Origin of the sequence: Lactobacillus sp. ESL0230, assembly GCF_003692805.1 — a bacterium.
Classification (GTDB): Bacteria; Bacillota; Bacilli; order Lactobacillales; family Lactobacillaceae; genus Lactobacillus; species Lactobacillus bombicola.
Genome location: NZ_REHI01000008.1, coordinates 232,802 through 249,337, shown reverse-complemented (window position 1 = coordinate 249,337; position 16,536 = coordinate 232,802). Strand labels below are relative to the sequence as shown.

Genomic DNA, 16,536 nt, shown 5'->3' with positions numbered 1-16,536 from the left:
AAATAAATTACTGAAATAAGGGAAGATAAACTATGTGCGGAATTGTCGCGTTTTATAATCCAGAAATAAACGATAAACAAGCTGCAATTGGCAAAATGATGGCAGCAATTAAGCACCGTGGTCCAGACTCAGATGGACTTTACACTAATGATAAAGTGGCGCTTGGCTTTAGACGATTATCAATTATTGATTTGCGTGGTGGAAGTCAACCGATTTTTAATGAAGATAAGACGCGGGCAATTGTTTTTAATGGTGAAATTTATAATTTCAAGCCGTTAAGAGAAGAATTGATTGAAAAGGGTCATACCTTTACTACTAAGGCTGATACTGAAGTTTTACTTCATGGCTATGAGGAATGGGGAATGGCTGAGTTACTTAAGCGCATACGAGGCATGTTTGCCTTTATTATTTGGGATGATAATACACAAACAATGTATGGTGCACGTGACTTTTTTGGCATTAAACCATTATATTATAGTGATGACAATGGTCAGCTACTTATGGGCTCCGAAATTAAGAGCTTTTTGCAATTTCCAGGTTTTAAACGGCGTTTAAATACTGAAGCAGTTAAGCCATATTTGATGAATCAATACAATGATTTGGCTGAAACCTTTTTTAAAGGGATTCATCGTTTCCCGGCTGGACATTGGTTTGAGTATAAAGCTGGCAAAATGAAGATGCATCAATATTGGGATGCGGAATATAAAGCGAATAATTTAAGCTTTGAAGAAACTGTTAATAAGATTGATGAAGATTTACGTGAAACAGTTGAGCTCTATCATAATGCTGATGTTCCAGTAGGTGCCTTTTTGTCAGAGGGAGTCGATTCCAGCTATATTACTAGTATTTTAAATCCGGATGATGTTTTTTCGATTTCTTTTGATGATGCTACTTATGATGAATCATCTAAGGCTAAGGCACTAGCTGATATTAAAGGTTGGCAATTTTTCTCAGATAAGGTAAATGCTGATGAAGCAATGCATGACTTTGCTGAGATGCAATATCATATGGATGAGCCTGATGCTAATCCATCCATTATCCCTTTATGGTACTTGTGTAAGATGGCACGTAAGCATGTTACGGTAGCATTATCAGGTGAAGGTGCAGATGAACTGTTTGCAGGTTATGTTAATTATGGTATGCACACACATAACAATGTGATCAAAGCATTTACAAATCAATGCAAAAAATTACCTAAGAAGACTAAAGTTAAGTTAGCCCATAAAATTAAAAAAATGCCCAATTTTCCAGGGAAAGTTCATCTTTATACTAACTTAGCGGAACCAAGTGAATTTTATGTTGGTCAATCGGTTATTTATGATTTGGATTATCCAACGATATTTACTTCTCAAGATGCTAATAGTATTTTGAAACCATCTTATCGTAATAAATTAACTGTTAATGGTATCTATCAAACAGACTTTAAAAAGGTTAAAGACCTTGATAATGTTCGTCAGATGCAGTATATTGATTTGCATCATTTTATGCTTAATGACATTGAGCAGAAGGCTGATAAGATTTCCATGGCGCACTCTTTGGAATTAAGGGTACCTTATTTGGATAAAAAAATAGCGCAACGGGCTAATTCAATCCCCACAGAATATCTTGTTAATAAGCACGATACTAAGTATGCCTTGCGGAAGGCTTCTGAAAAGGTATTACCAGCTGAATGGGCTAAACGTCCTAAACTAGGTTTTCCAACTCCAATTAAACAATGGCTGCAAGAACCTCGTTTTTATAAACAGGTACGTGAACTATTTAGTGAAGCTTTTGTTCAGGATATTTTTGAACAGGATAAAATTTTGCAGCTACTTGATGATAATTACAAGGGTGATGGTTCGCATCGGCGACAAATTTGGACAATTTATACTTTCCTTGTTTGGTACAAATTGTTCTTTGTTGATTATGATGAGACAGTCAACCGCTATCAGCATGTACAACCGGAAGTAGCTAACTTAATTGAACAAGGCAAGTTAGTCTAATTAGGAGCAAATTTTAAAAAATGAAACAGGATTTTACACCAATTCTACTAGGTAGTGATATTAACGTTTATGGTATGGCTCGTTCATTCAATGAAGAATATGGTATTAAAGTTAAAGCACTAGCTGATAGTCAATTGGCGCCAACTCGTTACTCCAAAATTGTAAGCGTTGAACTACATCAAGGGTTTAGTGAAGATCCAACTTTTATTGAAGTTATGCGTGACCAGATGAAAATCTACCAAGATCATCAAGAGCCGGTGATCTTAATTGCTTGTGGTGATGGCTATGCCGAACTATTAGCTAAACACAAGGAAGAACTTGAAGCAACTTTCATTGTTCCTTATATTGATTATGATCTGTTGAAAAAATTAATTTCAAAAGAGGGCTTTTATCAAATTGCCGAAGAATATGGGCTTCCTTATCCTAAGACTAAGATTGTGACCGTAGCTGATTATCAAGCAGAAAATTATTTAAAGCTTCCATTCGATTATCCAATCGAATTAAAGCCAGAAGATCCCGTATCTTGGCTTGATGTTCATTTTGAAGGACGTAAAAAAGCTTTTACAATTCATAATGAAGCTGAATTAAAAGATATTATTAGTAAAATTTATAGCAATGGCTACAAAGCAGATTTAATTTTACAGGACTTTATTCCGGGTGATGATTCTAATATGCGTGTTTTAAATGCCTATGTTGATAAAAATCATCATGTTAAAATGATGTGCTTAGGTCACCCATTGCTAGAGGATCCTACTCCGCAGGCAATTGGTAATTATATGGCGATTTTGCCTGAATATGATGAAAAACTATATGAACAAGTTGAATCATTTTTAGAAAAATTAAATTATGTCGGGATGGCTAATTTTGATATTAAATATGATAATCGAGATGGTAAGTATAAGTTTTTCGAAATTAATTTGCGGCAAGGTCGATCAAGCTTTTACGTTACTTTAAATGGTTATAATTTGGCTAAATGGTACGTTGATGACTATGTTACCGATAGTTTGCAGGAAAAAGAGCCAGTTTATGGTAATAAACTTAAGTCGCAACATACTTTATGGTTAGGAATTCCGGTAAAAGTATTTAAGCAGTATGCTACTAATAATAATGCTAAACGTCTAGCTGAAGAATTAATTCATGAAGGACGTTATGGTACTACGGTTTTTTATGAAAAAGATCGTAATTTTAAGCGTTGGCTACTACTTAAATATATGTTCCATAATTATATAGGGCGTTATCAAAAGTATTATCAAGTGAATAAAGGACAGTTCTTTATTCAGCAGAAGAAACAATAATTTTAAAAGCTCATCTCACTTAAGAGATGAGCTTTTTAATGATTTTATAATGTCTCAAAGGCAATAACTTGATTTTTATAATATTTAGATTATTAGTCGGGGTGTTTTTTTGCACGCTTCTTGTTAAACTGGTAAATGGAATGCTAATTGGGAAGGACGGAATAAATGAAACTCTCACATGGATCAAATAATGAAACAGAAGTCAAATTGCGTTGGCTATTACTAGGCGAATTAGTAACCTGGATTGGGTCAAGCTTTGTTTGGCCGTTAACTTCAGTCTATTTGAATAAACAATTGCATATTAGTTTGTCAGTAATTGGTATTGTATTATTTTGTAATTGTGCCAGTAATGTCTTAGGATCAATTGTCGCAGGTTGGCTTTATGATAGATATAACCCATATCCACTAATTGTAATTGGTTTGGGAATTGATGCTTTAATTTTAATTTTGATGGCTTTATTTCATGGTTGGCCTGAATATTGGTTTTGGCTTGTTTTGACAGGATTTGCTAGTGGCTGGGATGGGACCCTAATTAATTCAATTGCGACAAGTTTGCGTAAATATCCAGGAAAATATGTGTTCAATTTGATTTATTTTGCCCAAAATGTAGGTACTGTCACAGGTACGCTTTTAGTGGGTTATTTGTACGATTTTTCAATTGAATTCTTATTTTTATTAGCGGCATCTTTATTTATAATTGGTTGTATTAACGCAGCAATTCACTATCGACCAATTAGTAATTTTCACCGGCAAAGGCATACAAGTGTAAAAGTTGGGGAAAAAAATAAATTTGAACCAATGCCTAAGTACAATACGATGTTAATGTGTGGTTTTTTATTGTCTTTGGCAGTCACTTGGTTAATGTATATGAATTGGGAATCGAACCTTTCAGTGTACATGGTGTCATTAGGTATACCATTTCATTTATATAGTTTGCTATGGACGCTTAATGGGGCAATTATCGTAATTGTACAAGTAATTTTAGCTCGTTATCCCTATTTATTTAAAAACCTATTTCAACAAATTATTTTTGGTACATTAATGTTTGCTATTTCTTTTGCTACACTTATTTTTGCCCGTGATTTTGTTCATTTTGCCTTATCAATGGTGGTCCTAACCTTAGGTGAAGCAACGGCGTTTCCCGCAGTTCCAGCATATGTTAATGAGTTATCTCCGCTTAGCAGTAAGGGAAAGTATCAGGGCGTGATTAATGTAGCGCGGGGAATTGGCCAAGCCTTTGGTCCCTTATTTGGGGGAATGATAATTGATCGTGCAGGATATATTCCCTTTTTTATTATTGCTGCTGGTGGGATATTTTTAATGGTACTATTACTTTTACCATTGTATGCTAAGTTAAGGAAATATATTAAGTTATATAAATAATGTGTTAAATATTTGTTGATAAGCTGTATAATTAAAATGACAATATTAATTTATTCAAATTTTAATTTTAATTTAAAAGGAGTGTTAGCATGAGAAAAAATTTTGCAGTTCGTGGCGGTAGCGGTGATGTAATTGAGCCTAAAGTAGGTACTCGACCGCAAGACAATATTTATTTGGCAGTTAATTCGGAATGGATTGAAAAGACAAAGATTCCGAGTGATCGCTCGCGAATGGCATCTTTTGATGGTATTGATGTTAATGTTGAGAAACATTTAATGCAAGATTTTGCAGACTTTGCTACTGGCAAAAAAGAAATTCCTGCTATCCCTAATTTAGCAGAGGCAGTCAAATTATATCAATTAGCTAGTGATTTTGATAAGCGTAACAGAGAAGGTGCTGAGCCAATCAAAGCCGATTTGAATATTTTGACCGGTATCAAGGATTTTTCTGATTTTAATTTAACTGCTCCTGACTTGACTACCTTTGCATCGCTACCATTTGGTTTTGATGTGGAGCCTGACATGAAAAATACCAAAGTTAATGTATTATACTTTGCTGGTCCAGGTACATTTTTACCAGATACTACCACTTATCAAACCGCAGATGCTCCCAAGTTATTGGCAATTTTACAACAGCAATCAGTTAAGTTACTTCAAATGGCTGGTATTGCTGAAGATGAAGCTCAAAAATATGCGGCAGCTGCTATTGAATTTGATGCTAAGTTGGCTAAAGTAGTCAAGTCTGCTGAAGAATGGGCTGATTATCCAGCTACCTACAACCCAATGGCGATTGCTGATTTTGAAGATAAATTTAGTGAATTTAAGATTCAACATTATCTTAAAGAAGTAATTGGTGAAGAACCCGAGCGGATTATTGTCGAAGAGCCACGTTATCTTGACCATATTAATGAAATTATTAATAAGGATAACTTCGCTGAAATAAAAGGCTGGATGATTGTTAACTTTATTAATGGTGCTGCCTCTGACTTGTCGCAAGAGTTTCGTGAAGCTGCTTTTCCATTTAGTCAAGCCCTATCTGGTCAACCTAAATTGGCTGAGGGCAATAAACAAGCTTACCATATCGCTGATGGAAGTTTTAGTGAAGTAGTTGGTGTGTATTATGGTAAAGAATACTTTGGCGCTGATGCGAAAAAAGATGTTGAAGATATGATTCAGCGGATGTTGGATGTCTATAAAGATCGTTTACAGCAAAATAGCTGGCTGTCTGCTGAAACTAAGAAAAAGGCAATCATTAAACTTGAGGCTTTAGAGCTTAAGATTGGGTACCCAGATAAGATAGAAGAAATTTACAATCGGCTGAAAGTGATTCCAGCCAGTCAAGGCGGTAGCCTTTATTCTAATGAGCGCGCCTTTGCTGTTGCAGAACAAAAGTACAATATTGAGCAACTACATCAAAAGGTTGATCGTACGGTTTGGGCAATGCCGGGTAATTTGGTTAATGCCTGTTATGATCCCCAAAGAAATGATTTGACTTTTCCAGCAGCCATTTTGCAAGCACCATTTTATGATTTAAAGCAGGATAGAGCAACTAATTTTGGTGGCATTGGGACGGTTATTGCTCATGAAGTTTCACATGCTTTTGATAATAATGGTGCTCAATTTGATGAATTAGGTAATATGACTAATTGGTGGACCGAAGCAGACTATGCTGAATTCAAAAAGCGAACACAAGAAGAAATTGATTTGTTTGATGGTATTGAATATGGACCAGTGAAATTGAACGGTAAGCAAATTGTTTCGGAAAATATTGCTGATCAAGGAGGCTTGACCGCTGCTGTTGAAGCTGCTAAGAATGAAAATGATGATTTAAAGAAACTATTTGAGAATTTTGCTCGTATTTGGGCAAATAAGCAATTAACTGAATCAATCAAGACGCAAACAGCCGTCGACGTGCATGCACCTGGTCCGTTACGGGCTAATGTACAAATTCAATGCCAAGATGACTTTTATAAAGTTTTTGCGGTAACACCTGAAGATGGCATGTGGCTAGATCCCGATAAACGCGTAGATATTTGGTAATTGGCAAACAACGTAACAAAAAACACTGATCAAAAATTTTTGATCAGTGTTTTTTTATATGCAGGATTATTAACTATTGAATTACTTCATCTTCATTTTTTAAATGAGAATAATCACATGAGGCGACTCGTTTAATATGTAAATCCCTACTTGGTCGACCTAAGATTAATGGTACGCTTTCGACTACAGTATCAGTATATTCCAAGCCAAACCAAGATGCAGGATTAGAGGACAAATTTTGTAACCAAACGCGAGCCGTAACAATCCATTTTTCAAAGCCTTTTAATTTAGTTAGTGGGCTGACGGCATCTTTGACAATGACGAATGAAAAGTCACCTACCTCTCGACCAGGTGAGGTTGTATATTCTTGTGGTTGCGATTCAATTGTTCCATCTTTAATTAGATCATGAACCACTTGGCGTAAATAAACATTTACACTAGTTTGCTTTTTAAAACCTAAATACAATTGAACGTTAATTACATTCTTGGTGTCATAAGTATTTACGGCATATTTTGCTGTATATGGTTCATTAGTAATGTTTACGGAAACAAACCAATAGGCTCCCGCTCTTTTTGGCCTTTTATCCAAAATTGAATATAAAATTTCACGTTTAATAAATTTATTGTACTTCACTTTAGCCATGTAGACTAAGTTAGTAGCATAGACTGGATAATCATCATCGTGACTAAGATCAGTCAGCATATCAGTATATTTATCTAAACGAACATAAGTGTTCGCTCCTTCATGTTTGTCCCGAACCTTATTACCGAAGAACCAGATAAACATAATAATTCCAATGAAGCCAGCAATTAAGACTGTAACATAACCACCATGGGTGAACTTAGTTAAACTAGAAATTAAAAACATACCTTCGATGAAACCAAAAACGATAAGGAAACAAAGACGTAAAATCAGTGGATGGTCTTTGGCACCTAAATATTCAAATAGAAGCAAGGTAGTCATTAACATGGTAACCGTGATAGATAGACCATAAGCAGCTTCCATATGCTCTGAGGTACGGAAGAACATAACAATTGCAATCGTGACTACACAAATCATTTTATTAACAGCAGGGATATAAATCTGCCCGTGTTCAGTTGTAGGGTAGTTGATTTTCATTCTCGGTAAGAATTTAAGTCCACTTGCTTCAGACACAAGGGTAAAAGATCCGGTAATTAAAGCTTGCGAAGCAATAATAGCAGCAATTGTTGCTAAGATAATTGCAAATAAACGTAAATTAGCGGGTACCGCCTCAAAGAAGGGATTTAGCTCCGTTCCGTTTGTATGGTAGTTTGGATTTTGCAAAATCCAAACGCCTTGTCCCAGATAGTTTAGCGCTAAGCAAATAAAGACATATGGCCAAGAACCTAAAATATTACCACGACCAACATGACCTACATCAGAATATAAGGCCTCTGCGCCAGTTGTTGCCAAAAAGATTGAACCTAAGATAAAGATACCAACTTTATTAGTAGGACTAAATAAAACTTTGATAGCTAAAAGAGGATTTAGTGCCTCTAGGATAGACCAATCTTGCATCATATTGTGGATGCCAATTAAGCCTAAGAAGCTAAACCAGATTAACATAATTGGTCCAAATGCCTTACCAATTATGCTAGTACCAAAAGCTTGAATTGAAAATAATAGTAATAAAATTACGATAGTAATGATAATGACAGAATTTTGATCAGGAACAGGGATGCTTGAACCAAAGTGCATATTTTTTAGCCCTTCAATTGATGTTGTTACTGTTACTGCAGGGGTTAAGGTGCCGTCAGCCAGTAATGCTGCACCGCCAATTAATGCTGGCATTACTAGCCACTTAGCTCTTTTACGAACAAGTGCATATAATGCAAAAATTCCTCCTTCGCCGTGATTAGTTGCGTTGAGAGCAATCATGACATACTTGACAGTCGTCAATAAGGTAACAGTCCAAAAAATCAAAGAAATTGAACCTAAAATTAGCTCACGGTTAACATTGGCAATACCGCCGTTGCCAGTTACGATTGATTTCATAACGTATAGCGGACTAGTACCAATATCACCGTAAACAATTCCTATCGTAATCAGCAGACCTGCTACTGAAATCTGTTTCTTTTTGCGATCCATAGTTATTCTATACTCCAATAGATTAATATAAAAATTGTTTAAGTAAAAGAGAATGTCAACTTGACATTCTCATCTAAGGATATATTTTGTTCTTTTTTTAGTTATAGTACAAGTAAATTATGACAAAGAAGTAGAAATATTATCACGACGATTTTCATACCAATTATTCCAATCGTCATATGAAGTCATCTCTGCTGCTTTGATATTATCTTGACGAATAATTTCATCGACAATGTTTTGGAGATTTTGCGCATGGTATTGTAAAGCATGCCGCATAAGCTCTTTTTGTTCAAAATGAATATTATCAAGTAGGTAATGGTTAATGTCAACCATATTAGAATTGGTATCATATAAATTCATGATTTCCAAATCTTGTTGGTTGAATTTAGCAATGTAAAAGTAAGTAAAAACTTGGAGATAGTCAGGCTGTTCAGTAAACTCAGTCTGTGGCATAGTAGTCCATGTTGCTTCAGGCATAACTACTTTTAGTTCTTCTTCTTTTAATTCTTTTTCTTTATCTTGTTCTTTTTCGTTATCTGTATCTTTGATATTATTTTCTTTTTCAGTCAAAGCGGACACTCCTTTAATAAAAATAGGAAACGTGAAAGTCAATAGTAATTTTACCGACTTTAGCTAGTAAAAGCAACTATTCTAATGATGGCTGCTTAATAGGGTTAGTCTTTCTTACTATATGCATGAGTAAAACGAGTAGTTCCATTAGCAATAGTACAAGATAACCAAAAACGCCCAAGTTAAGGGCGATTTTTTGGAGTTAAATTAGGGCTTTAGATATTTTTGCACATCCTTTTTAGTAATTAGATTAGGATTAGCTCGCTTAGAGCTACGGTAAAGATCAATTAAGTCCTGTGGGCTCCATGACATAGCATCGTAACCTAACTTACCAACACGTTTGCGTAATTGGGCGATTTGATTTTTGGCAACAGTTTTACCGTTAACTTGGTGATTGCCCATTGAGCCTTCACCAGTTTTGCCGGCATTGCCAGTTGCGCCAATACTATTTTGGGCATTATTGCTTTTAGCATGGTTATTTGAACTGGATCCATTACCTGAGATAGCGGCATAACCCTGAATAGCAGATTTACCATTAGTGGCAGCTTTTTTATCCTTTTTAATTCCTGCTTGAGCGATATTTTTATATTTTTGGTAGTATTTATCGCCAATGTAAGGTAAATTTAAAACTTTTTGGTATTGTTCAATAGCTTTTAAATATTGTTTATCAGCCTCAGCTTGAGAGGCGGTTGCAAAAATTGGCTTAATTTCGTGTTTATAATCATCTTCTACGTCTTCAACAAGAGACTTCAACTTTTCTCCCTGTTTGGTTAAAACAGGGTAACCATTACTTTTAGTGATGACTTGATTGATAGCTTTTAATGCCTGATTATATTTACCATCTTGGGCATATTTAATTGTAACAAGCATGTTATCAGCCTGACTTTTATAAGCAGCTGCTTGTTTGGTCTTTTTAATATTTAGTGCCTGCTTAAACTTATTACTAGCTTCAGCATAATTTTTATTTGCGACTGCTTTTTTACCATGTGTAATTGCTTGATTATAGGAAGCTTCAACTTGATTATTAGTTGAATTTTGTTTAACAAAAAAGAAACTGCCTCCTAAGACAACAACTACTGCAGCTACAATTGTCCAAATCGTAGTTTTTTTCATAATAGGAATTTGTCCTCCTTACTAATATTAATATTAATTATAGTTTGTTTGGATTGATTTGACTACCTAAGGGCTGTTTTTAATAAAAGAAAGTCAATTTTTAAAAAAATGTTACATTTTGATTTTTTAATTCGTTATTAATAGTGTAAGAGATCTAGCGCGCAGATTGCTTACTTAAAACAGTTTTAATTAAGGAAGGTTGATAAAAATGAATTTTGAACTAATTGATCAAGCAATAGAATATACGTTTGTCGATGAAAACAGTAATTCTAAAAAAGGCAAAAATCGTATCTTTCCCCATGTTAAAAAGGGAGCAACAGCAACGGGATTGGCCCAATTTGGCACTGCCATTGCCAGTTTGCAAGGTAATAGCTTAGGCAGTGCGACTTTAATTCAAAAGCAAGCAATTAAGCTAAATGAGCAAGACTAAAGATTAATAATGATAGGAAGAAAGGCAAAAATCATGTCCGTAAAAAGTAAAATTTTGCAATTAACATTCTTAAATGGTGCTGGTAAAAAGACTAATGTTGCTTTACCGGATGCAATTGAAAATTTAACTGCAGTCACTGTTGAAAGGGCAATGAATCAAATTGCTCAAGCAGACAGCTTTAGTAAGGATGGAGTTGATTTGTATAAAATTCCTCAGTCTGCTTCATATATTGAACGAACTGTTACTAGTTTGTTCGACCATACTAGAAATTAGGAAAGTAGATCTGCAAATTCTGATGATACTGCAAAAAATAAGTTATAAACTGCGCCATTTATGGCGTAAACTATAATTATTTCACCGTTAAAGTCACGCAAACTATAAAACGCGTGACTTTTTTGATATATTCAAATTATTTTGTTAATATTTTGTAAAATAAAAAGTAAAATAAAATAACGATTATAACTTTAATTTGATAAAAAAACTGAATTCATAGGCTTAATTAATATTGCAAAATTTAGTCATTTTGAAAAAAATGAAACCGTTTATTACAAAAGTATGTAAAATAACCCCATACCTTGCATTTTAGTTTAAAGCTAGGTACAATATGGAATGTGGTAAGTAATAGCTATGCTTCAGGTTCGACAGCCTGTACGCATGCGCGTTCTTCAGTTGGAGAGCTACCTCATAAGAGTTATAAACTTATGAATTCGACTCGAAGGGTGTTGTAACAATGTAGGATCAAAACGACTGAACCTATAGCCTATTACTATTTTGTATATACACAAGGAGGAAAGACCACATGAAGAAAAATTTAAGAATTGTTAGCGCTGCTGCTGCTGCATTATTAGCCGTAGCCCCAGTTGCTACTTCTGTTGTATCAACTGTTTCAGCTGATATTAACGTACCGGTTGAAGGTGGAACTACTAATACAGCTCCAGCTGAAGCTTCAATCAAGTTAAACATCACTAACGTTGCTAGTTTAGCAGCAAATGATCCAGCTTCTAAAGTAACTGCATCACTTGCAACCCCAACTTTGCCAACAGGTGCTTCAGTATCTGTTTCAAAAGCTAAGGTTTACACAGCTACAGCTGATGCTACAGCTCCAGCTAAAGGTAAAGTAGGTTCCGGTACTGAAGTTACACAACTTGCTACTGGTGCTACTTACTATGCTGCTGCTACTATTACTCTTACTGGTTTAACAGCTAATAAGGAATACAAGATTACAGCTAATGGTACTACTTACACTGTTAATGCTGATGCAACTGGTACAATTGCTGGTTTTGGTATTGTAAGTGACGGCTTCAACCTTGCTGATGCAACTAAGACTGGTGCACCTTACGTTAGAGAAAACAAGACTGATGGTAAGGCTGTAGATGCTGGCTCAGTTGATCTTACTAGTGCTCAATTGAATGTAGCTGCTGTAGTAGCTGCAATTAACGCTAAGTATGTAGCTGCTAACACCACTACTGATGCTAATGCTGCTACTGCTTCATTTGCTGATGTTGAGGCAGATGTTCGCGCTGCACTTAAGAATGCTGGTGTAACTGTAAAGGCTGATAGTAGTTTTGATAAGCCAGCAGCTGCTTTCCCAGTTACTTTGAACTTGAAGTCAACTAATGGTAAAACTGCTACTTTTGTAGTTACTGTTAATCCACAAGCTGCTACTGATGATTCATTCCCATTAATCAGCTACAATGGTACTGGTTATGTTGGTAATAAGACAATTGATGCTCTTCCAGATAGCGCAAGCTTCAACTATGTACCAGTTAATGGTGTAGTTGACAAGAAGGCTATTGAAGATGCCTTTACTGCAAAAGTAAGTAACACTACTGGTGCAGCTGCTATGACACCAACTGTTGATATCAGCAAGGTAAACACTAAGGTTGCTGGTAAGTACCCAGTTACTGTTTCTGCTACTAACGCTGACAAGAAGACTACTAAGGTAACCTTCATGTTAACTGTTGGTACTAAGGGTGCTACTTATAAGACTGTTCAATCAGATGTAGATGTTCCAGTTTACAAGATTACTGGTAACACTGTAACTGACACTAAGACTGTTGTTAAGAACGGTGACCAAATTGCTACTTTTGGTGATGCAATTGTAGTTAATGGTAAGTCATACACTCACATTAACAGTGCCGATTCAGACCTTTACGTAGAAACTAAGTACGTTGATGGTTCAGTTAAACCTGGCGACAAGGTAACTAAGAAGGTTATGCACAATGCTTACATTTACGATGCTAACCACAAGCGTGTTGGCGACAAGACTTTAGCAGCTTACACTAACGTTGACGTTTATGGTAAAGCTACTAAGCTTGCTGATGGTAGCTTAGTTTACAAGATTGGTGACAACCAATACGTAATGGCTGACAACATTGATGGTACTGTACGTACTTTGACTCACAATGCTTACGTTTACAAGACTAGCACCAAGCGTGCTGACCGTCGTGTATTGCGTAAGGGTGAGAAGGTAACTACTTACGGTAACCCTTACAAGTTCAAGAATGGTAAGTCATACTACCGTATCGGTGGACCTGCTAAGCAATACGTTAAAGTTGCTAACTTTTAATTAATTAGTCAATTAAATAATTAATTACCAGAGCGGAAACGATTATCGTTTCCGTTTTTTGGTGTTTAAGTTAAAGTTGTTCATGATAGTATTACTATAAATGTATATTTTATTGTGCTAGAAAGGAGTATTATCATGAATAAGACGCATACTACTTGTCACTTACCACATAACCCGCGCTATCAAGTTTGGTCAAAGCAGTTATTACAGGAACGAGTTGGAAAAGATAAGGCAGTAGAGCAATATTTAATTAGGACTAACACTTATTTGCTTAATGCCAATACACTTGCAATTTATGAATTTCATCAGCAACCATTTTTAGGAATTTATAAAAGCGTGATTTTTGATTGTCAAGAAGGGATTGTACTTTGTCAGCAAAGTAGTAGTGCCCTAATCACTGCTTTTGCACAAAAAGTCTTACTTGGTGGGTTAGAATTTCAACGAGAATTAGCCGATAAACTTAATTTAAAAGGACATAATGTAATTGCAACTGGGAATTTAACCTACTTTTCCCTCCAAAGCTATAATAGTAGCAATGTTGACTGGATAGCCTTACATCAAATTAGTAAATTTGAGTTTTTAAGTTCAGCAACCGTTATTTTTAAAACAATTAACTATAACGGGCATCGTTACAGTTTTATTTTCAATAAGCATAGTAAATATTTATTTGAAAAGATATCTAATGCTTTATTTTTTAATCATGTAATTTCTAAATTATTAGCACAGCATGCAGCTATTTATTTTGGGATTACTTTATCCAAAAAACGTGGGCCCTCGTTGATTGATCAATCTGATTATTTTCATCCGCATAAGGCAATAGGTGATCTTTCCTTGAAGAGTATTATTTCTGCTGTTAATCAAAAAAGGCAACTAAGGTATGTACACTATTTAGCTGACGAATTTGAAATGCCTTATTTAATTGAGGCAAATAAGACAGTATATTATTTAAGCAAACGACCAGATACGTTATATTAAAGTAACAGCTAAACCAATTCGGTTTAGCTGTTTTTTAACCGGATTTTGGTCGCCTACAGTTAAAAGCCCGCGTAAAATATTAATAATACTAGAAAATAAGGTTAATTAAGCTAATGGCATTTTAGCTCAGGTTAATTATGGTTTTCAGAATTAATTTAAACTTGCTAATCTGATGATGCACAAGCGCTTGTGACAATATATTGAAAGGAATGTCACAAATGAAGATTAGTGAGCAGGCATTTTTGCTGGCTTGGCATAATCAAAAATTAGTCCGAGATGCTTTGAAATATGTACATGTTAGCCGAACTTATCAAGGTTATGAAGATTTATTTCAAGAAGGAATTATCACTTATGCTGGAATGATTGAACTGCATGGAAAGTTGACAAGGGAATTGAACCGCTTGAGTTTTCGAAAAGTAGTTTGGCATACAATCGATTTATTACGTAAAGAAAAGCGTAACCAAAATCTTGAACATATTTTGAAATTATTAATAACAAATAGACAATTTAGTAGTCCTGAGCTCAACTTGGCGTTAGTACAAGAGCTTCCTAAGCTGAACAATACTGAAAGAATGTTATTTTATAGTCATTTAATTAATGGACAATCAATTACATCTATTGCACAAAAGAATCAGATTAATCGAGTACAATTGCAACGAGTTAAACGTCAGCTATTAGTCCATTTACGGAAAATTTTGATTTTAGATTACGATTTGTAATATAACGTATTCAATATTACTTTTTGACTACAATTAAAACTAATCTATTGTTTATAGTAAGATTGCTCGATACAATAAAAGTGTCAGTTAAGGAGGAAACATGATTTATGAAAAAGAAACTAATCACCGGTATTTCGGCAGCAGTACTTGCAACAACTGCTGTTGGACCGGTTACCAACAACCTGATTGCCAATTCTATTTGGCAAACTAAGCCAGTTTCAGCAGCTCAAGGTAATGAAGCAACATTTTTAAATACTGCAGCTTCACAAGCACAAAAAGTTGCTAAAAAATATGGTTTATACCCATCAGTTATGATTGCACAAGCAATTGTTGAATCTAATTGGGGACAATCAGGGTTAGCAGTGAACGCTAATAATTTATTTGGCATGAAAGCTGATGATAGCTGGCCAGGTGAAACGTATGCAGCGAGAACGCGAGAAGAAGATAAAAACGGCAAGAGCTATTATATCGTTGCTAAATTTAGAAAATATCCTAGTTATCAAAACTCATTTGATGATAATGGTAAGAAGTTGCGCCAAGGTGTTTCTTGGCAACCTGACCGTTATCAGGGTGCTTGGCTTGAAAATGCCACTGCATATACTGATGCAACTAAAGCTTTGACAGGAACATATGCGACTGCCAATAACTACAACACCATCTTAAATAATAGAATTACAACTTACAATTTAACCCAATATGATCCGCAAGTGTCTAGTACCAGCAAGTCTTATGTTGTTAAAAAGTCAGGTGCAACTTATGCTTGGCCAACTGATCACAGTGTAACGACTAAGACTGATTCGATTAGTAAGGGTGATGCGGTGACAGTTACTAAGACCATTACTTTTTATAATGGTAAACAACGCCTATATATTTCAGGTAAAGGCTGGGTAAATGACTCAGTTTTGGAAATGGGTAGTGCCTTACCACCGGCAGCGCAGGCACCAAAGAATGAAAAGAAAGTTAACAAGACTTTAATGCATACAGCTTACATTTACGATGCTAAAGGTAACAAAGCTAAAGGTATGAAAGCCATTAAGGTTAGTGGTAACGGCAAGGTAATTGCTACTTATGGTACCAAGACTATTAATAATAAAAAATATTACCGTATTGGGCAAAACCATTACCTTGCCGGTGGCAATATTGATGGTACAATGAGAATTTTAAAACATGATACCTATGTTTATAATAATTATGGTAATCGTGATAACCAAGAAATTATGAAAAAAGGTAAATCTGTGGCCACTTATGGGGCAGCAGTCTCTATTTATGGTGTGCAATATTACCGTATTGGGGTCAACCAATACATTAAGCGCGCAGATTTTAGCCTTAATTAACCAACCCCTATCAGCAA

Annotated in this window: 13 protein-coding genes; 10 read left to right on the top strand and 3 right to left on the bottom strand. The window is 35.2% G+C overall.

The genetic code is table 11. The annotated features are described in order from the left end of the window. Positions 1 to 32 precede the first annotated feature (32 nt). The 4 genes from asnB (at position 33) to F5ESL0230_RS07665 (ending at position 6,699) form a co-directional block, all read left to right on the top strand. Positions 33 to 1,982, top strand: a complete 1,950-nt coding sequence (gene asnB / locus F5ESL0230_RS07680) for an asparagine synthase (glutamine-hydrolyzing) (protein WP_122022274.1) — start codon at positions 33 to 35, stop codon at positions 1,980 to 1,982. 20 nt (positions 1,983 to 2,002) lie between these two features. After that, a complete protein-coding gene (locus tag F5ESL0230_RS07675; protein ID WP_122022273.1) occupies positions 2,003 to 3,277 on the top strand; it encodes a carboxylate--amine ligase in 1,275 nt (424 codons plus the stop codon). Positions 3,278 to 3,442: 165 nt separating this feature from the next. Beyond that, a complete protein-coding gene (locus tag F5ESL0230_RS07670; protein WP_122022272.1) occupies positions 3,443 to 4,660 on the top strand; it encodes an MFS transporter in 1,218 nt (405 codons plus the stop codon). 89 nt (positions 4,661 to 4,749) lie between these two features. Further along, complete coding sequence (locus tag F5ESL0230_RS07665; protein WP_122022271.1) at positions 4,750 to 6,699, top strand: M13 family metallopeptidase; 1,950 nt, start codon at positions 4,750 to 4,752, stop codon at positions 6,697 to 6,699. Between the two features lie 73 nt (positions 6,700 to 6,772). Here the strand turns inward: F5ESL0230_RS07665 and F5ESL0230_RS07660 are convergent, their stop codons facing one another. The 3 genes from F5ESL0230_RS07660 to F5ESL0230_RS07650 form a co-directional block, all read right to left on the bottom strand. Beyond that, the gene (locus F5ESL0230_RS07660) at positions 6,773 to 8,809 is read right to left on the bottom strand and encodes a KUP/HAK/KT family potassium transporter (protein ID WP_122022270.1); all 2,037 of its coding nucleotides are present in this window, start codon (positions 8,807 to 8,809) and stop codon (positions 6,773 to 6,775) included. A 117-nt stretch (positions 8,810 to 8,926) separates the two neighbouring features. Then, positions 8,927 to 9,379 (bottom strand): hypothetical protein, encoded by a 453-nt coding sequence (locus tag F5ESL0230_RS07655; protein WP_199692504.1) that lies wholly within the window; start codon positions 9,377 to 9,379, stop codon positions 8,927 to 8,929. 207 nt (positions 9,380 to 9,586) lie between these two features. Further along, on the bottom strand, positions 9,587 to 10,492 hold the full coding sequence (locus tag F5ESL0230_RS07650) for a hypothetical protein (RefSeq protein WP_122022269.1): 906 nt from the start codon (positions 10,490 to 10,492) through the stop codon (positions 9,587 to 9,589). A gap of 208 nt (positions 10,493 to 10,700) precedes the next feature. Here F5ESL0230_RS07650 and F5ESL0230_RS07645 point away from each other — a divergent pair, with 208 nt between their 5' ends. The 6 genes from F5ESL0230_RS07645 to F5ESL0230_RS07620 all read left to right on the top strand — a co-directional run bounded on the left by F5ESL0230_RS07645 (position 10,701) and on the right by F5ESL0230_RS07620 (position 16,519). Beyond that, positions 10,701 to 10,922, top strand: coding sequence for a DUF1659 domain-containing protein (locus tag F5ESL0230_RS07645; RefSeq protein ID WP_122022268.1), 222 nt, complete (start codon positions 10,701 to 10,703; stop codon positions 10,920 to 10,922). Between the two features lie 9 nt (positions 10,923 to 10,931). Then, complete coding sequence (locus F5ESL0230_RS07640; protein ID WP_233551666.1) at positions 10,932 to 11,195, top strand: DUF2922 domain-containing protein; 264 nt, start codon at positions 10,932 to 10,934, stop codon at positions 11,193 to 11,195. A 526-nt stretch (positions 11,196 to 11,721) separates the two neighbouring features. Beyond that, positions 11,722 to 13,491, top strand: coding sequence for an SLAP domain-containing protein (locus F5ESL0230_RS07635; protein ID WP_122022267.1), 1,770 nt, complete (start codon positions 11,722 to 11,724; stop codon positions 13,489 to 13,491). A 135-nt stretch (positions 13,492 to 13,626) separates the two neighbouring features. Then, complete coding sequence (locus F5ESL0230_RS07630; protein WP_122022266.1) at positions 13,627 to 14,466, top strand: hypothetical protein; 840 nt, start codon at positions 13,627 to 13,629, stop codon at positions 14,464 to 14,466. A gap of 209 nt (positions 14,467 to 14,675) precedes the next feature. Continuing rightward, complete coding sequence (locus tag F5ESL0230_RS07625) at positions 14,676 to 15,185, top strand: hypothetical protein (protein WP_158593076.1); 510 nt, start codon at positions 14,676 to 14,678, stop codon at positions 15,183 to 15,185. A 107-nt stretch (positions 15,186 to 15,292) separates the two neighbouring features. Further along, on the top strand, positions 15,293 to 16,519 hold the full coding sequence (locus F5ESL0230_RS07620) for a glucosaminidase domain-containing protein (RefSeq protein ID WP_122022264.1): 1,227 nt from the start codon (positions 15,293 to 15,295) through the stop codon (positions 16,517 to 16,519). Positions 16,520 to 16,536 lie beyond the last annotated feature (17 nt).